The 18,091-nt window shown below is 67.4% G+C and carries 13 protein-coding genes; 7 read left to right on the top strand and 6 right to left on the bottom strand.

All coding sequences use genetic code 11. From position 1 onward, the window contains the following. The first annotated feature begins 109 nt into the window (after positions 1 to 109). The 3 genes from NNI01S_RS21935 to NNI01S_RS21945 all read left to right on the top strand — a co-directional run bounded on the left by NNI01S_RS21935 (position 110) and on the right by NNI01S_RS21945 (position 3,534). The gene (locus NNI01S_RS21935; protein WP_063022014.1) at positions 110 to 1,000 is read left to right on the top strand and encodes a glycine betaine ABC transporter substrate-binding protein; all 891 of its coding nucleotides are present in this window, start codon (positions 110 to 112) and stop codon (positions 998 to 1,000) included. Positions 1,001 to 1,341: 341 nt separating this feature from the next. Then, complete coding sequence (locus tag NNI01S_RS21940) at positions 1,342 to 2,052, top strand: PadR family transcriptional regulator (protein WP_084489160.1); 711 nt, start codon at positions 1,342 to 1,344, stop codon at positions 2,050 to 2,052. Further along, positions 2,053 to 3,534: a DHA2 family efflux MFS transporter permease subunit gene (locus NNI01S_RS21945; protein ID WP_063022015.1), complete on the top strand. Its 1,482-nt coding sequence runs from the start codon at positions 2,053 to 2,055 to the stop codon at positions 3,532 to 3,534. Positions 3,535 to 3,645: 111 nt separating this feature from the next. On the opposite strand, the gene NNI01S_RS21950 is transcribed toward NNI01S_RS21945, so the two are convergent. From NNI01S_RS21950 to NNI01S_RS21970, 5 genes are all read right to left on the bottom strand, one after another. Then, positions 3,646 to 5,451 carry a molybdopterin-dependent oxidoreductase gene (locus NNI01S_RS21950; protein ID WP_063022016.1) on the bottom strand — a complete coding sequence of 602 codons (1,806 nt, stop codon included), beginning with the start codon at positions 5,449 to 5,451 and terminating at the stop codon, positions 3,646 to 3,648. A gap of 126 nt (positions 5,452 to 5,577) precedes the next feature. Continuing rightward, complete coding sequence (locus NNI01S_RS21955; RefSeq protein ID WP_063022017.1) at positions 5,578 to 7,371, bottom strand: AMP-dependent synthetase/ligase; 1,794 nt, start codon at positions 7,369 to 7,371, stop codon at positions 5,578 to 5,580. Between the two features lie 118 nt (positions 7,372 to 7,489). Then, a complete protein-coding gene (locus tag NNI01S_RS21960; RefSeq protein WP_063022018.1) occupies positions 7,490 to 8,407 on the bottom strand; it encodes an alpha/beta hydrolase in 918 nt (305 codons plus the stop codon). 22 nt (positions 8,408 to 8,429) lie between these two features. Further along, positions 8,430 to 9,260: an SDR family NAD(P)-dependent oxidoreductase gene (locus NNI01S_RS21965; RefSeq protein ID WP_063022019.1), complete on the bottom strand. Its 831-nt coding sequence runs from the start codon at positions 9,258 to 9,260 to the stop codon at positions 8,430 to 8,432. Beyond that, positions 9,257 to 10,786, bottom strand: coding sequence for a flavin-containing monooxygenase (locus tag NNI01S_RS21970; protein ID WP_063022020.1), 1,530 nt, complete (start codon positions 10,784 to 10,786; stop codon positions 9,257 to 9,259). The genes NNI01S_RS21965 and NNI01S_RS21970 overlap by 4 nt, the downstream gene beginning before the upstream one ends. 70 nt (positions 10,787 to 10,856) lie before the next feature. Here NNI01S_RS21970 and NNI01S_RS21975 point away from each other — a divergent pair, with 70 nt between their 5' ends. Beyond that, positions 10,857 to 11,489, top strand: a complete 633-nt coding sequence (locus NNI01S_RS21975; protein ID WP_063022021.1) for a TetR/AcrR family transcriptional regulator — start codon at positions 10,857 to 10,859, stop codon at positions 11,487 to 11,489. A gap of 27 nt (positions 11,490 to 11,516) precedes the next feature. Here the strand turns inward: NNI01S_RS21975 and NNI01S_RS21980 are convergent, their stop codons facing one another. Then, a complete protein-coding gene (locus NNI01S_RS21980) occupies positions 11,517 to 12,764 on the bottom strand; it encodes an ATP-binding protein (RefSeq protein WP_063022022.1) in 1,248 nt (415 codons plus the stop codon). Positions 12,765 to 13,295: 531 nt separating this feature from the next. Here NNI01S_RS21980 and NNI01S_RS21985 point away from each other — a divergent pair. From NNI01S_RS21985 to NNI01S_RS21995, 3 genes are all read left to right on the top strand, one after another. Continuing rightward, positions 13,296 to 15,281: a nuclease-related domain-containing protein gene (locus tag NNI01S_RS21985; RefSeq protein WP_063022023.1), complete on the top strand. Its 1,986-nt coding sequence runs from the start codon at positions 13,296 to 13,298 to the stop codon at positions 15,279 to 15,281. A gap of 702 nt (positions 15,282 to 15,983) precedes the next feature. Then, positions 15,984 to 16,568: a hypothetical protein gene (locus NNI01S_RS21990; protein WP_157114911.1), complete on the top strand. Its 585-nt coding sequence runs from the start codon at positions 15,984 to 15,986 to the stop codon at positions 16,566 to 16,568. 32 nt (positions 16,569 to 16,600) lie between these two features. After that, a complete protein-coding gene (locus tag NNI01S_RS21995) occupies positions 16,601 to 17,410 on the top strand; it encodes a hypothetical protein (RefSeq protein WP_063022025.1) in 810 nt (269 codons plus the stop codon). Positions 17,411 to 18,091 lie beyond the last annotated feature (681 nt).

Here is an 18,091-nt window from a genome sequence, read left to right on the forward strand (position 1 = left end):
GCGCGGTCTCGGCACCGAGCGGCCGCCGGTACATTCTGGGTGTCCATACTGCCCGCTTCCGGGTTTTTCCGTTGGCCGTGTCGATTCGTCGGAGAGTTGGTGTCGCCGCATGGTGTTGGCCGCGTCACAGCGGGTGCTGGCTCGGTTGCTGGTCGTCGCTTCCGTCGCCCTGGTCGCTTCCTGCGGGAACGCTGAGCCGGGGCCGCCGATCACCGTCGGCGCGGGCGACTCGATCGAGTCCTCGGTGCTGGCCGAAATCTATGCGGGAGCACTGGCGCGCACCGGCGCGCGGACCGCAGTCGCCCCTGGGCTGGGCAGCCGCACGGACTACCTCGCCGCCCTCGACGCGGACCGGGTGCAGGTGGTCGGCGAGCACACCGGCGCGTTGCTGACCCACTTCGACGAACACGCGACGGATCGGCTGCCGAAGTTCGTGGCAAACGCGGTGAGCGCCGTGCTGCCGGAAGGGCTGGTGGTCTCCGATCTCGCCGACGGCGCCGATCTGCGGCCACGGGTGCTGCTCAGCGAGCAGGTGGCGGCGCAGGACAAGGTGCGCTCGGTGCGTGATCTCGCGCCGCGGTGCCGCGGGCTGACCGCAGGCGTGGCCTCTCCGTCCGGTCTGCTGCCCTCGGCCGGCCGCGATCGCGTCGACGGATGCGACTTCGCGGGCGTCGTCACCTTCCCCGATCCGGCCGCGCTGCGCGCAGCGCTGCTGGAGGGCCGGGTGCAGGCCGGTCTTCTCGAAGGTCCTCCCGAGCTCGCGCCCGGCGCGACCGACGGATTGGCCGTGCTGACCGACGACGACTACGCCGTGCGCGCCGAGAACGTGCTTCCGCTGTTTCGCAAGGGTCTGCTCGATCAGCGGCAGATCAAGAAGCTGAACTACGTCGCGGGTGAGCTGACGACCGACGACTTGGCGGCCATGATCCGGAGCGTCCGGGACGAAGGCGCCGTGCCGGGCGAACTCGCGCGCGCCTGGTTGGACAAGCACTCCTTGTAGTCGTAGTCGCCTACCGGGACCCGCGCCGCGCAGTGCGGGCACTGCCGGAAGCGGGGGATAGACGTCGCATCCGACATCGAGAGGCCATCGAGAACTCATACCTCGGTGGCCTCTCGTCGCGTACCGGTCCGAGCCTAGGGAACGTGATACCGGAGACCGGCGATTGTGTGGCTCGTCACGGGGCGGCTTACCTTGTCAGCCGACTGTTCCGCGCCGTATATTCCACGTGGAGTATTTAGCGTGGAGCATGTCGGCGCCGGGCAATACCGTGCCGGTCGGCGGCGGGCTCCCGGCGTCGGGGCCGAGCGGCCCGGACGGTTCGGCAACGGAGGTGATCAAGCATGGGGCAAGGGCAGGCGCATCCACCGGTGACGCCGTTGGCCATCGCCGTGCTCGCGCTGCTCGAGGAGCGGCCCATGCACCCGTACGAGATGTTCCAAACGCTGATCGCCCGGCGGGAGGACAGGCTGGTCAAGGTGCGGCCCGGCTCGCTGTACCACACCGTGTCCCGGCTGGCCGACCAGGAATTGGTCCGCGCCGAGGGCGTCGACCGGGCAGGCAACCGGCCCGAGCGCACTACCTACCGGATCACCGGGCGCGGTAGGGACGCACTGCGCAACCGGATCGCCGAGATCGTGCGGCGGCCGGTTCCGGAGTATCCGATCTTCCCGGTGGCGCTGGGCGAGTTGCACAATCTGCCCAAGCCGGAGGCGCTCACGCTGCTGCGCGAACGAATCGGCGTCCTGGAAACCGAATTGGCCGATACCGACATGCTGAGCGCGTGGGCCCGAGAGCACGTGGTCCCGCGCCGCTATTGGATCTCCCTGCCCTATCTGCGGGCGATCCTCATCGCCGAACTCACCTGGGTCAAGGAGTTCACCGCCGAACTGGCCAGCGGCGCAGTCGAGTGGGAGGACTTCGACCCCGCAACCGGCGCACGCTCCGGAGCCGAGCCCGTCGCCGACTCCGCGGTCTCGCCGCCGGTGCCGCCCCGGCGCCGCGGCGAACCCACTCCCGAGTTTTTCGGATCATCCGAGTTAGGAACGAAATAAATGTCCACACAACGTAATCCGTGGCCGGCGCTACTCGCGCTGGTCGTCGGCTTCTTCATGATCCTGCTGGACATGACGATCGTCGCGGTCGCCAATCCGGCGATCATGACCAGCCTGGACGCCGACATCTCGCAGGTGATCTGGGTGACCAGCGCCTACCTGCTCACCTATGCGGTGCCGCTGCTGGTCACGGGGCGGCTGGGTGACCGATTCGGCCCCAAGAACATCTATCTGATCGGCTTGGCGGTCTTCACCGCGGCGTCGCTGTGGTGCGGCGTGTCCGGCACCATCGGCATGCTGATCGCGGCGCGCGCCGCGCAGGGCATCGGCGCCGCGCTGATGACGCCGCAGACCATGGCCGTGATCACCAGGACCTTCCCGCCCGACCGGCGCGGCGCCGCCATGGGTCTGTGGGGTGGCGTCGCGGGGTTGGCGACGCTGGTCGGCCCGATCCTCGGCGGTGTGCTGGTGGATGGTCTCGGCTGGGAGTGGATCTTCATCGTGAACGTGCCGGTGGGCGTCGTCGCCTTCGCGCTGGCGGTCTGGCTGGTGCCCGCGCTGCCCACGCACGAGCACAAGTTCGACATCCCCGGCGTGCTGCTCAGCGGCATCGGCATGTTCCTGCTGGTGTTCGGCATCCAGGAGGGCAACAGCTACGACTGGTCGTTGCGGATCTGGCTGTTGATCGCCGCGGGCGTGGTGGTGCTGGCGGTGTTCGCGGTCAACCAGGCCAGGAACAAGGGCGAGCCGTTGCTTCCGCTGAGCCTGTTCCGCGACCGCAACTTCGCGCTGTCCAATGCCGCGATCGCCGCGATGGGCGCGGCGGTGACCTCCCTGATGGTGCCGACGTACTTCTACCTGCAGGGCGTGCGGGAGATGTCGCCGACCAAGTCCGCGCTGGTCTTGGCGCCCATGGCCATCGTGACCGGGTTCTCGGCGCCGCTGGTCGGCAAGTTCGCCGACAAGTTGCACCCCCGGATCGTGCCCACCATCGGCTTCGGTTTGTTCGCGCTGTCGGTGTTCTGCTTCGCGGCGCTGATGCAGCCGGACTCGTCGCTGAGCTGGTTCCTGCTCGCCGCGGCGCTGGCCGGCTTCGCCAACGCCTGTATCTGGGCTCCGCTGGCGGCGACCGCCACCCACAATCTGCCGGTCCAGCAGGCCGGTGCGGGTGCGGGCGTCTACAACACCACCCGTCAGGTGGGCTCGGTGCTCGGTAGCGCGGCGATCAGCGCACTGGTGGCGGCCCGGATGACGGCGAACGGACTGGGCGGCGGCCCGGTCGCCGAAGGGGGCGCGGGCCGGGGTCCGATCCCCGAGTTCGTCAAGGATTCCTTCAGCACGGCGCTGAGCCAGGCCACCGTGCTCCCCGCCGCGATCCTGCTCATCGGCGTCGTCGCCTCGGTGCTGTTCATCCGCCACGGTGCGGCGGCCCCGGCGCAACCCGAGAAAGAACGGGTCGAGGTCGACTCCGTAGCCGGCTGAAGCCCCTCGAAAGCCCATGCCCCGCAGAAGACATCCTTCTGCGGGGCATGTTCGTCGGCGGAACCAACTGTGCTCTCCGAGAGAAGCGATGCGGCGACTATGTGAGGTCGCTCAGGCAACCTGAACGGTGACCGAGGGGTAGCCGGTGGCGCCGTCCGGGATCACGTCGCGGCGCTCGGCGGTTTGGGTCTCGCCGGTGCCGTCGGTGCTGCGGGCGCGAAGGGTGTGCGGGCCGGAGGTGGCGTCCCAGTCGAAGACCCATTGGCGCCACGTGTCGACGGATTGTTCTTCGGAAAGGCGGGCCTGCTGCCAGGGGCCGTTGTCGATCTGGACCTCCACGGCGCGGATGCCACGATGCTGGGCCCACGCCACACCGGCGACGGGAATGCGGCCGGGCTGGAGGCGGCCACGGGCGCGAGGGGTGTCGATACGGGTGCCGGTCTTGATCGGGCCGAGTGCCGACCAGCCGCGGCGGGTCCAGTAGGCGGTGGCGCGGTCGAAGCGGGTGACCTCCAGTTCGGTCACCCATTTGGTGGCCGAGACGTAGCCGTAGAGACCGGGCACGACCAGCCGCGCCGGGTAACCGTGCTGTACGGGAAGGGGTTCGTCGTTCATGCCGATCGCGAGCAGGGCGTCGCGCCCGTCGGTGAGCACCGCCAGCGGAGTGCCCGCGGTCCACCCGTCGGCGCTGCGCGAGAGCACCATGTCCGCGTCCGGCAGGGGCCCCGCCTCGGCCAGTAGTCGATCCACGCGATAGCCGAGCCAGCGCGCGTTGCCGATCAGGTCGCCGCCGACCGGATTCGACACGCACGCCAGTGTGACCAGGTGTTCCTCCAGCGGGCGAGACGTCAGATCCGCCCAATCGAGCCGTATCTCGCGCTCGACCATGCCGTGGATGCGCAGCGACCAGCCGTCCTTGGACACCTGCGGCACGATCAGCGCGGTGTCGATCCGGTAGAAGTCGTCGTTCGGAGTCAGGTAGGACGTGAGCCCGGGTACGCGGAGATCGACGCCGGGTGCGACCGGCTCGGCAGGGGCGGACGGCTCCGGCAACCGCACCGCGGCTCGCTCGCCGGACACGTCGCTGCGGCGGGCGCCAACCAGGCGTCCGCCGACGCCGGTGACCACGGCCAATCCACCTGCCGCCAGTAGCCCCTGTAGGACTCGCCTGCGCTCGGGAGCCGGAGATGGACTCGTGCCGGCCACCGCGGAGGACGGCTCGGTGGCGCTCGACGCCGAGTCCGCCGGTGCGGTCGCCCCCGTCCCGGCCGAACTGGTTCGATTCGCCTGAGCGTCTGGGGCTTTCGTGCTTCCGTCAGCTCCGGGCAGATCCGGAACCGTACCGGCGCTTGCGCCGACCCCGTCGGCGGCGTCGGACGTATCGCCGATGCCGGGCGCACGCCGACGCTGCCCTCCATTCCCGCCGCCGGGGGTGAACGCCAACCCATCGGTCCGCGCTGCGTACTCGTGGGTGTCCGCGGCAGACTCTGCTCCCGCCGCGTCGATGCGACGCGTCAGCGCTCGCAGCGAGTAGATGCCGACGGCGACGCCGACGACGGTCGGCAACGCGGCGGACAGACCGGTTCGGACCACCGCGACCCACGCCGCGAGCACCCCGAACACCACGAACAACCACGACCCAGCCGCCCGGGTGGTCCGCTCGATCGCTCCGGCCACTCCGGCGACCAGCACGGCGATCACGCCCATGATCAGATACAGCGCGGCCTTGTCGGCGGTGCCGAAGGCGGTGATGGCCCATTCCCGGACCCCGTCGGGCGCGTGGTCGACCACGGCCGAGCCGAGAAGGTGCAGCGGCGCGCTGTCGGGGCCGAGAAACGCCGCGACCAGTTCGGCCACGCCCAGCGTGAGGCCGGCCGAGACGATCCCGGCCACCACGCGCAGTCGCAGATCGGCCATGGGAACGAGACTACTGCCGCTCGGCCGCCGCAGCCGCCGACCAGCGGGCGATGCCCTGGGGGACGAACGAGCCGCGACACGCGAAAGGCGCTGCCCGCGAACGGACAGCGCCTTCCAGCGATCAGCTCAGTTGTAGATGTTCGCCACGTCGTCGGCGTGCTGCTTCATCACGACCGCGCGCTTGAGCGACATCTTCGGGGTGAGCTCGCCGGTCTCCTGGGTCCAGTCGATGGTCAGCAGACGGATCTTCTTGATCTGCTCGGCTTTCGACACCTTGTTGTTGGTCTCGGCCACCGCCGCGTTGACCTCGGCCAGCAGATCCGGGTTCTCGATCAGCTTCTCGATCGGGGTGTCGGCGGGCAGGTTGTTGCGTTCCTTCCAGCCGGGCAGCGACTCCGGGTCCAGTGTGATCAGCGCGCCGATGAACGGCTGACCGTCGCCGACCACCATCACCTGGCTGATCAGCGGGTGCGCCCGCAGCGAGTCCTCCAGCAACGCGGGGGAGACGTTCTTGCCACCGGCGGTGACGATGATCTCCTTCTTGCGGCCGGTGATGGTGATGAAGCCGTCGCCGTCGATGGCGCCGAGGTCGCCGGTCTTGAACCAGCCGTCCTCGAAGGCGTCCTCGGTGGCCTCCGCGTTGCCCCAGTAGCCGCTGAACACGACCGAGCCGCGCAACAGCAGTTCGCCGTCCTCGGCGATCTTGGCGGCGTGGCCCTCGATCGGCCGCCCGACCGAGCCGACCCGGATCTGCTCCGGGGTGTTCACGGCGATGGCCGCGGTGGTCTCGGTGAGGCCGTAGCCCTCATAGATCGTCACGCCGACGCCACGGAAGAAGTGACCCAGCCGCGCGCCGAGCGGACCGCCGCCGGAGACGGCCGCCTCGCACTGACCGCCGAGGGCGGCGCGCAACTTGCTGTAGACCAGCTTGTCGAACAGCGCGTGCTTGAGCTTCAGCCCGATGCCCGGTCCGCCGTTGTCGATCGCCTCGCTCCACGCGATAGCGGTGTCGGCGGCGGCGTCGAAGATCTTGCCCTTACCGCCGTCGTGCGCCTTCTGCTTGGCGCTGTTGAACACCTTCTCGAACACCCGGGGCACCGAGAGGATGAAGTGCGGCTGGTAGCTGCCGAACTGCTCGACCAGGGTGGACCAGTCGGCGGTGTGCGCGACGACCACCTTCGCGTCGAAGGCGGCCAGCGCGACGGCGCGGGCGAAGACGTGCGCCAGCGGCAGGAACATGAGGGTCTTCTTGCCGTCGGTGACGTACTTTCGCAGCGCGATCCGGTCGGACTTGGACTCCGCGTACAGGTTCGCGTGGGTCAGCATGACGCCCTTGGGGCGTCCGGTGGTACCCGAGGTGTAGATCAGGGTGGCGGGCGATTGCGCGCCGACCTGGGCGCGGCGCTCGTGCACGATCTGGTCGTCCAGGTCGGCGCCGCGGCCGATCAGCTCGTCCAGCGCGCCCTTGTCGATCTGCAGGATCTCCCGCAGCTCGGGCAGCGACCCGGTTTCGATCTCGTCGATGACCTTGCGGTGCTTGTCGCTGTCGAGGATCAGCAGCTTGGTGGCCGAGTCCTGGAGGATCCACTTGGCCTGCTCGGCGGCGGAGCTGTCGTAGATCGCGACGGTGCAGCCGCCAGCGGCCCAGATCGCGAAGTCGAGGACGGCCCACTCGTAGCGAGTGGGGGCCATGATGGCGACGCGATCGCCGAGTTCGAGCCCCGAAGCGATCAGGCCTTTCGCCACCCCGGTGACGGTTTTCGCGAACTCCGCGGCGGTGACATCCCGCCAGCCGCCACTGCCGTTCGGCACGTTGAACAGCACCGTGTTCGGTGACTGCTCGGCGTGGCGGAAGACGTTGTCGGAATTGTTCGCGTCATCCGGAATGGTGTAGGAAGCCGGGACTTCGAACTCTCGCATCAGTGCCCTTCCACGTGGGTTTACTCGCCAGTAATCTACGACACCTGCGCGAGGGCCGTGAGGTCGACCACCGGAATCGCCTCCGTACATCACCGCAGGCTGGGGACCCGCTCGGGTTTCATCCTAGTTCGCGCAGGTCCGCCGGTTGAATGGCTTCGCGCAGGAACTCCGCGAGTTCGCGCAGTGCGGCCGCCGCGGGCCCGGCCAGCGCGGCCTGCAGCTGAGCGACGTGCCACAAGCCCTTGCTCTCGGTGAAGCGGACGTGTACGCCCGCCTCACGCAGGGCCGCGACCAGTGCGACGCACTGGCGATGCAGCAACTCGCTGACGTCCACCTGCACGTAGGTGGGCGGCAGGCCGCGCAGTTCACCGGTCAGCGGGGCGTAGGCGGGGTCGGCCCCGTCGCCATCGCCCAGGTAGGCGGCCGCGCAGGCTCGTGACCAGGGCTTGTTGATCACCAGATCGCGTTCCCGCTCCGGGATTTCGTTCGGGTCGGCCCAGGGGGCGATCAAACCGAGCGCGGCCGGGGTCTGCCCGTGCCGGGCGATCAGGCGCTGCGCGAGCGCGAGCGACAATCCGCCGCCAGCGGAGTCCCCGGAGACGGCGATCTGATCGGGCCGCAGGCCCGAACTCGCCACCAGCTGCAGGAACGCCGCTTCGGCGTCCTCGAGTGCGGCGGGGAAGGGGTGCTCCGGCGCCAGCCGGTAGTCCAGCACGTAGACCGCGCAGCCGGTGTCCCGCGCCAGCCGGGCCGCCAGCGAGCGGTGCGTCGCAGGCGAGCCGACCGCGTATCCGCCTCCGTGCAGATAGAGAACCGCGCCGTGCTCGGAGGTGTCCGCGAAGCCGATCCGCTCGGCGGGCCTGCCGCCCAGGCGCAGGGGCTGCACCACGGCGCCCGCGGGCAACAGCTGCGCCCGCGAAGTCACGTCGAGCAGTCTGCGCTGCACAGTGAAGGGCAACCGCTTGTTCAGCGTCACCCGGAAGATCGGATTCAGTACCGCCCGGGCCAAGGGCAGCGGAAGGTCGATGTCACGCATTCGTCGTTCCTCGGATCCCGGCTCAGGGCAGGAAGCGGCGTTCGACGTTGGCCGCGATCCGCTGGTAGCCCGACGCGGTCACCCGGACGAACAGATCCAGCAGCTTGGCCTCCCAGCCGATCAGCACGCGGCCGTGGCCTTTGCGCACACCCTCGGTGATGGTCTGCGCCGCCATCTCGGGGGTGTGGATGGCGAGCTTCTTGTCGAACATCGAGGCGGCCGACTTGCTGTCGATGCCCTCGGCGTAGGTGGCGTTGCGCGCGACCGCGGTCTTGATGCCGCCGGGATGCACGCAGGTGACCTTGACCGGGTGCCGCGCGACCAGCATCTCCTGGCGCAGCGACTCGGTGAAGCCGCGCACCGCGAACTTGGCGGCGTTGTAGGCGCTCTGGCCGGGGATCGCGATCAGGCCGAACAAGCTCGACACGTTGACGATGTGGCCGTCACCGGACTCGATGACCATCGGCAGGAACGCCTTGGTGCCGTTGACGACGCCCCAGAAATCGACATCCATCACGCGCTCGAAGTCCTTGTACTCCGACCGGATGACCTCACCGTGGTGGGCGATGCCCGCGTTGTTGTACACCTGGTGCACGATGCCGAAGTGCGCCTTCACCGCGTCGGCGTAGAGGATCACGGCTTCGCGCTCGACCACGTTCAGGCGGTCGGATTTGACCTGCGCACCGAGCTGCTCGCAGCGGCGCACGGTCTCGGCGAGGCCGTCGACGTCGATGTCCGACAGCGCCAGCTTGGCGCCGCGCCGGGCCAGGTTCTCCGCCAGCGCCCGGCCGATCCCGGAGCCCGCTCCGGTGATCACACATACCTTGTTCTGGAAGTAAGCGTCACTGCTCACTGTGCTACCGCTTTCAAATCAGCTCGGGAAATGGAGATGTCGTACGCCGACACGTCGAACGTTCTGGTCAGCCGACGGAATTCGAAGGTGAAGTCCGGCCACAGTGTGGTGTTGTTGCCGTGTTTGTCCAGGTACCAGCTCGAGCACCCGCCGGTGAGCCAGACGCTGCGGGCCAGCTTCGCCTGCAGGTCGGCGTTGTAGGCATCCTGCACGTCGCGACGCACTTCCACGGTACGCAGGTCGAGGCGGTCGATGGTAGCCAGCGCGTCGGCGACGTAGTTGATCTGCGATTCGATCATGTACACCATCGAGGTGTGCCCGAGCCCGACGTTCGGGCCCAGCAGGAAGAACATGTTCGGGAAGTTCGCGATCGAGGAGCCCTTGTAGCCCTGCTGGCCGATCTCGTCGAACACCTCCGACAGGGTGCGGCCGTCGCGTCCCGTGATCGTGTCGTAGGTGGGCGAGTCGGTGACGTGGAAGCCGGTCGCCACGATCAGTGCGTCGATCTCGCGCTCGGTACCGTCCTCGGTGACGATCGAGTTCGCGCGCACTTCGGCGATGCCGTCGGTGACCACGTCGACGTTGGGGCGCGACAGCGCGGGGTAGTAGTCGTTGGAGATCAGCATGCGCTTGCAACCGATGCGGAAGTTCGGCGTCACTTTGGCGCGCAGCTGCGGATCGCGGATCTCGTAGCGCAGCTTGGCCTTCGCGATCGCCTCGAACACCTGCATCAGGGCGGGAACCTTGGCCAGCCCCACCACCTGGGTCTCGCGGGCGGCGTAGATGGCGGCGCGGGATAGTCGCTGCAGACCCGGCACGTGCTTGAAGGCGAGCCGCTCCGCCTTCGTGTACGGGCGGTCCAGCCGCGGCAGCAGCCACGGCGCGGTGCGCTGGTAGACGTCCAGGTGGCCGACCTTCGGGGCGATGGCGGGCACGATCTGGATGGCCGAGGCGCCGGTGCCGATGATGGCGACCCGCTTGCCGGTCAGGTCGGCGTCGTGATTCCAGCGCGCGGAGTGGAAGATCTCGCCTTCGAACTCGTTGATGCCTTTGATGTCCGGCAGCGCGGGCTCGCACAGCGCGCCGACCGCCGAGACCACCGTGTCGGCGGTGAAGCTGCCCTTGCTCGACTCGATGTCCCACCGGGCGGTCTCGTTGTTCCACCGGGCGTTGGTCACGTCGCAGTCGAAGATGTGCTTGTCGCGCACGTCGTAGCGCTTCGACACGTCCTCGATGTACCGCTGGATCTCGCCCTGCCGGGAGAACGACCGCGACCAGTCCGGGTTCAGCGCGAACGAGTACGAGTACAGGTGCGAGGGGACGTCGCAGGCCGCGCCGGGGTAGGTGTTGTCGCGCCAGGTGCCGCCGACGTCGCTGCCGCGCTCCAGTACGAGAAAGTCGTTGCGACCCTGCTGGGCCAGCCGGATGGCCAGACCCAGACCCGCGAACCCGCTGCCGATGATGATCGTCCTGGCGTGGCGCGTGGGCCGGTCGGCGACAGCTTTGTCTGTAACCTTGCGACTCATGTAACGCAGCCTACGGTGCTATTGAGCACGAGTCAACAGTGTATTGACCACCGTTCAGTAGGATGGCCGCGTGACCAGAACCCAGGGAGACGCCCCCAAGCGCACGCGGCTGAGCCCCGGCGAGCGCCGCGAGCAGCTGATCACCTTGGGCGCCAAGATGCTCGGCGAGCGGTCGATCGAGGACATCTCCGTCAGCGAGATCGCCGCCCAGGCCGGCATCTCCCGCGGCCTGCTGTTCCACTACTTCCCGACCAAGCAGGACTTCCAGCTGGCGATCGTGCGCCACGCCAACGCCGAACTGCTCGAGCGCGTCGCCCCGGACCGCAGCCTCGGTCTGTTCGAGATGCTGCGCGACTCCATCGAGCGCTACATCGAGTACGTCACCGAGAACCGCACCTCATACCTGACGCTCCTGCGTGGCCCGACCAGTGTCAGCCCGGAATTGGCCCCGCTGGTCGACCAGACCCGCGACGCCATCATCGGCATCATCCTCGCCGAGACCCCGGTTCCGGTCACCGAAGCGGACCACCCCCGCCTCATGCTCGCGATGCGCGGCTGGATCGCGTTCGTCGAGGAATCGACGCTCACCTGGCTGCGCTCCGAACCCATCTCCCGTGACGAGTTGCTCGACCTGCTGGTCGAATCGTTGATCGCCATAGCGTTCTCGGTGGATCCGGCGCTGGCTGCCGCGCTGCGGGGTTGACGAAGTTTCGGTTTGCCTCCGGATGCGTCAGGTCGACGGCGTGGTCCACAGTGCGCTGATCGGAAGGCAGGACAGCCCGTCGCCGAAGGGAAGCTGCTGGTCGCCGCAGTAGAGGACGAATCCGGCGTGGAATCGGTCGCCCAAGCGGCGTTGTAGGAGTCGTAGGGCTCGAAAGTCCTCGGTACGTATGGTTTCGGCCGCTTTGACCTCGATGGCGACGATGCGGCCCGCATTGTCCTCGAGGATCGCGTCCACCTCGTAGCCGTCGCGGTCGCGGTAGTGGTGCAACCGAGCAATGGTCTGACTCCAAGTCAGCTGGCGCGTGAGCTCACCGAGTACAAATGTTTCCACCAGGCCGCCGGTGGTCGCATCGTTGGTGATTCCGGTCAGGAGGTGCGCTGCGAGGCCCGAGTCATTGAAGACGAGTTTCGGCGTCGCGATCGCCCGCGCGGTCGCGTTCGCCGACCAAGCTGGAATCAGCCGGATCAAATAGATGACCTCCAGCAGGCCGATGTACTCGCGAACGGTCGTGACAGGAACGCCGAGATCGGAGGACAGTCTCCGGTAGTTCAGCAATCCACCGCTCTGTGCCGCCGCCATCGCGACCAATCTGCGCATATCGGAGCTGCGCTGGATATCGGCCACTTGTCGTACGTCGCGGCTCATGATGTCGTCGAGATAGGACTTGAAGAACTGTGACCGGCGGCGCGGCATCGTGCGGCGGATGGCCTCGGGGTAGCCCCCACGAGCGGCGAGAGCCAGGTAGTCGCGGCGACGCAGGTCCGAAGGGGGTATCCGCAGGCGGTTACCCTCAGCGAACGCGGCATCGACGAAACCGTCGGGGGCGCTGGTGATCTCGCCCTGTGACAGCGGGAATAGTTCGATGGTTTCCGAGCGGCCTGGTAGCGCGTCGGGAAGTTCGCTCAAGCCGAGCAAGCGGGCTGAGCCCGTCAACAGAAATCGACCCGGTCGAGGGTCGCGGTCGACGGTGTTCTTGATCGCCAGCCACAACTCGGGAACTCGCTGCACTTCGTCGACCAGCATCGTGCCGGGATGATCGAGAAAGGCGACGGGATCCGCGGTGGCAGAGGCGCGCGTGCGGGGGTCGTCGAGGTACCGCTTGACAACATTCTCCTGCTCGTTCAAGCAACGTTCGGCGAGAGTGCTCTTACCGGTTTGGCGCGCACCATTGATAATGACGACACGGGTATCCGAGAGCGCCTCCGCTACCAGTGCGGATGCTCGACGGGGGAGGTAGTCCACGGCTTCGCGCATGAAGCTATCCTACGGTTCGCGTCGTCGATCTGCCGAACACTCTGGCGTCGATCTGCCGAAGGTTAGGGCGTCGATCTGCCGAAGGTTGGGGCGTCGATCTGCCGAAGGTTCGGGCGTCGGTCTGCCGAGGGGTGTGGCGTCTATCTGCCGCGCCATACGGGGTGATTTGCGAAGTAACCGCCGACGATCTGCCGAGTGCGTCGGCGTTGATCTGCCAGTGATGGCAGCGAGGCTACGGATGGTCGGCCTCAGGGGCTGAGAGTGACGCGCCCGGATGTGGCCCGAGTGCTGCGTTGCCGCGGACCGCCCGGGTCGATAGTCGCAAGTTTTGTGACCCGGGCGGATCTCTGGCGCCCGCCTCGCCGGAGGGCCGACAGGCGGGCCACGAGTGTGGTGCTGCCCACGCGCCGCACTCCGCATGCCCTTGTGCTGCCAATACCCCTCTGCTCCAGTGCCTTTCGATTTGGTGTCGGAAATCCCGCCGCATACCGTTGTGTGGTCGATGGTGTGGGACGGCGATGGAGGCCGCCGATGTTGGTTATCAATGAACGAACGACGGCGCCGCGATCCGAACAGCGCGTGCTCGACTGGATGCGGAGCTGGACCGGCCAGTACGTCATTGTGGGACTCGCGATCTCGGGGTGTTACCTACCCGACCGCGAGCGCAAGGACGAAACGCAGGAAGCCGATCTGGTGGTGATCACCCCCAGAGCCGCGGTCGTCGTCGAGGTCAAGGGCACCGTCCCGGAGGCGACGAGCGGTGTCCTGTCGGTGCAGGCCAACGGCCGCTGGCGGCTGTCCGGCTACGCGGGCGACCCGATCCACGTGCGCGACCACGACAGCAGCCCGTTCGACCAGGTGACCAACAACGTCTTCAACTTGAAGGCGCTGGTGCGCAAGCACAATGCCGAGGCATTCGTCGACGGACTGATCGTCGTGGTGCCGCCCAAGGGTTCGAACCTCACGCTGAACATCGAGTCGCGCAGGCGCGGTTGCGCGGTGGTGCTCGGAGCCGGGCAGGCCGACCTGCGCGCCTGGTTCCACCGCACCGCGAGCCGCAAGCTCATCTGGACCGCCGAACGCACGCACGCCCTGCTGACGGACTTGAACCTGGGCGACCAGATCACCGTCGACGACCTGGTCGCGGACGGTTTTCCGGGGGAGCGGAAGTGGCGGGCGGGGACGTTTGCGGCGCTGGAGAGTGTTACGCGAAAGGCTCCTGAACTCGAGGACAGGCCGTCTACCGAAGAGGACGACGCCGACGAGTCGCCTGGTTCGGACGCACCGCCGATGGATGCCGTGCCCGAGCCGCCGGACGCTGTTCCCGATGCGGCGCGATTCACCGCATCGACGCGAGCCACCGAAAGCCGTGACGTCACAGACGATGGTGACCATCCCTCGGAAGCAGATCAATCGACTGCATCGCTGTCTACGCCCAAGCAGGCCGACGCCCGTGAACCCGATATCGGGGAGCCCGAGGGTTCGGAGTCCGAGCACGGGAGGCGGTCCGATACCGAAATCGCTCCGCAGGGTGACAGGTCGTCGACGGCTCGGCAGCCGCTCGAGCACACGGCTGTTTCGGACGGCAGCCGGGACGTACCCGCGTCCGAGTCGCATCCCCCGCAGGCGCCCGTCGCCGCGGCGGTGCAAACGCAACCTATAGAGGCCGACCCGTTCGCGCCGGAATTCTTCGTGCCGGAGCTCTCATCGATGCCCGCGCCGTCGGGTACGACACCTCGTTCGTACGCACGAGACGAAGAGCGCCAGTCGGCCTCGCCTATCGCGGACGCGCGGCCGTTCGCGCCCGGCGTGCCAGAAGGTGACCAACCGGAGCCGCCGCGCTTCGAAGGTCGACTCGCGGCGAGGCCCGCACCGGAAGAAATAGCCGAGCCGCGTTCCTATGCGACGGAACGCTTCGCCGCCGGACACGTGGCGTCGATACGCCCCGCCGCAGTTGAGCCTCACGCACTGGAACGAACTGAACCAGAACCCCCGCCCGCCGAGGAGGATGTCGATTCGGCTGTGCAGTCAGCCCCCGCACCGTCGTCGTTCACGGACAGCTGGTCGTCGTGGATCGAGCCCACCCCCGACCGGCCGCTGCGCCCGCGCCCGCCGCAGGCGCCTCAGCCGAGCCGGCCTACAGCATGGGCCACGCCCACCCCCGAACCGCAGCCACTGCGCCGCCCCGCGCAGACCGCTGTGCTCGACCGTCCACGAATCGCGGTTCGCGACCAGATAACCGCACTGTCCGCGCGCATCCCCGGCCGCACCTCCGAGAAATCGAAGCCACGCAGCCACCGCTCACAACAGATCGCCGCGGTGGCACTGATCCTGCTCGTCATCGGCATGATCTGGCTACTGGCCGCCTCCTGCTCGACCCCCACGGGCGGCGCTGTGCAACCCACACAAGCCCCGGTGCTCACCACCGAGGCAGTTCCTCCACCGCCGCCCGTCACGGAAACCCCTGGCCGCATGAACCTGCTGCCGTTGTGCACTCCGCGCACGCCCAAGTGCTGACTTCTGCGGCGGGGCACGCCGCGATTCGCGTGCTTCCCAGCGGGGGCGCGATCGGTTTCCGTTACAAGGCTGGACCCTCGAAGCAGGCACGTGGCGCGACGCGAACGGCGAAGTCGTCTACACGCGGGGCTCGGATGGCGGATGGTACGACGTTGCAGGGCGCTTAGTGTTCGACGCACTCGGTAACCGTCCGCACTGATGGCCCGGCATTTACCACAGTTGGGTCAGACCTCGACCTCGAGGTGGGGATCGAGGTCAGCGCACCGGTATGGCGTCCAGTTTGCCGACGCTTTCGGCGGCCTGCGATGTCGGTGGTCAACCTGGCCCATGCTGGGACGAGGGCCGCTCCGAAAGAGTTCTGTCAGATTTCTCGAATTGATTGGAACCGATCTCGCTCGACCGACGTCTCAATCTAATGACGGGACAGAAAGGAAGCGAGGCCACGTTGACGAGAACTGGTGTGCTTCAGGCCAAATCAACTGACTCGGCAGCGGTGCTCGAGCATGTCCCGCCACAGCTGCTGATGGGCGCCATCCACCAGCAAACCGGCTGCGCGGCACGGCTGCGGTGAGTGGTTCGCAGCTCCGCTGCGACTCACGATCGTTTGGATAGCGAATCAGTCCGTACAAGCATGATTCGCTGCAAAGGGGAGGGAATTCGATGGCAGTATCATTGCGGCGGTCGCAGACCAAGGATGAGGGCATGACGTCGACGCTGCGGCGTGTCCTGCGGAGGCTCTTTGTGATCGTGGCGCTGACGGTGCCGATGTCGACGGGCGTCGCCGTCGCTGAGGGGCCCGGTCCGGGCCTGGTGTTCATGGCGAGGGCTGAGTATCTTGCGAGGTGGGGCACGCCCCAAGGGAGCGTGACGCGTTCCGCTGAGATCGTTGCGGTTGGGTGGCGTACGCGGCAGAACCAGAATGACTGGTCGACGATACTCTGGGACGAAAACGATCTGCGCGGGGTGAGCACTCCGGTGCGGATCGGCAACGAACCAGATCTTGGATGGGAACACTACGCGGGTCGGCACAACCTGACGTCCCGTACGCCGATCCATGCCGCGTTCCAAACCCACAAGCCCGACAAGGACTTGGGTGCCCGCCAGGAGTACATCTCTTACGCCGTGGATCCCAGGGGCAAGATCCACATCACCATCCGGGTCATCGTGCAGGCCGCGACACGCACCGACGACCGCCGTTACGCTACCGGCGACGGCAAGAACATCGGCGTCATCACTGCCTATTGCGAGGGCTACGATCGGTGTCCGGACTGGGTCAACAAGGTCTAGCCTCCTAACGAGTCGACACTTGGAAGAAGCTAATGACGACCGGCACCGCCGACGCGAAGTTCGATTTCCTGCTGTGCAGCACGATCCCGCTCGTGCTCGCTCCGCCTGGTCCGTTGCCTCCCACGGGAGCGCGGGTGCGTGGTGTCGTGCGCGCCGATGCCACACACGCGCGAATAGCGCTGTCCACTGCCACGGATCTGTCCAGCGCGGTCGCGGTCGACTTCGATCTGACCGCGGAGGGGACCGGGTTGGACGTGGATGCAGCAGTGGATCATATGCGCTTCACCGTCGCGCCGACGGTCGCCGATCTTCAACGCACCTACCAACACCATCCGCGTGACAACCACGGCAACGTTGTGGTCACGGCATCCGAAACCGGCTTCGACAATACCGCCGTGCCCGTCTACGCTGACCAGCGCCTGTTCAGCCTATTCAGCATCCTCGTCCACGGCGGCGGAGTCCCGTGGTTCGAGGACCTGTACACCTTCGCCGGATTCATGTTGATCAATCCCGGGGTGTGCCGGATTTACTTGCGGCTAACTGCCACGGGACTCACCTACGGAATCGACCTGCCTCTAATCGGGGCCGACGGCCGCCCGATGGTCGGCTCCAGCCTGCCACAAGAGCTCGCGCCGCTGGTCCGTAACGGTGACCTCGCCACACGACGAGTTCTCGACGACACCGACAACTACTGCACGGCCGTTGTCGACCTGGGCGTCTTGCTGGGCCCGGCACGCACCGGCACTCCCCAAACCGGCACGGCCGAGGAACAACCAACACCGCCAGAACCAACCGCCCCGTGGGCGTGGATGAGTAACGAATCCTTTCCCCCTCGCCAATAGCTCGTCGACGCGGGTGCCGCCCCGGCCTCGACCGCTCTTGTGGTTGCCAGCGGGCTGGTTCGGTGCCGGCCGCCGGTCGGTGTCCCGTCGGATTTGTCAGCGCAGGATGAGCTGGGTCACAACGGGTCGGCGCCACTATTCGCGCTGGTTGAGCCAGCGAGTGCAATAGCGATATCAACGCTGGCCGCCACGTCAGCGTGATAGTTGCGGATCGAGTTTCGGGTGCTGCCCGATCCCCGATCACTCCACACTACGGCGTAGGCGTGTGGTGTCCGTGCGCACATCGGGTCCGGCAAGTGCCACATAGAGCCGTTCCAGGATCGCGGCGGGCAACGGGCATCGATTATGGTCCGCGTCACGAGTGATAGGGGGACACCAGCTTCTGGCCAAAACCTCGAGGTGGTGCCGCCGACTTCGGGCGAACTGGTACTGGGCCTGGTGCAGAAGTCGCCTCAGGATCGTCCAGCCGGCGCCTGCGTGGTGTACGAACGCCCGCTGCCGTTCCTTCCCGTCCCTGGCGCCCCTGTTGCTCCCGCCGAGCTGTACCTTCCTGGTTTCCCGACCCCACGCGAATTCTCCAGCGGTCCAATGCGCCGCTGGAGACTTCGCAAATCGACGACCTGCGCATCCCCGCGGACGATCACTGCCCCGCGGCCGCCTGGACCGATAGCCAACGCCTAC

The organism is Nocardia niwae NBRC 108934 = DSM 45340 (genome assembly GCF_001613465.1).
GTDB classification, from domain to species: domain Bacteria; phylum Actinomycetota; class Actinomycetes; order Mycobacteriales; family Mycobacteriaceae; genus Nocardia; species Nocardia niwae.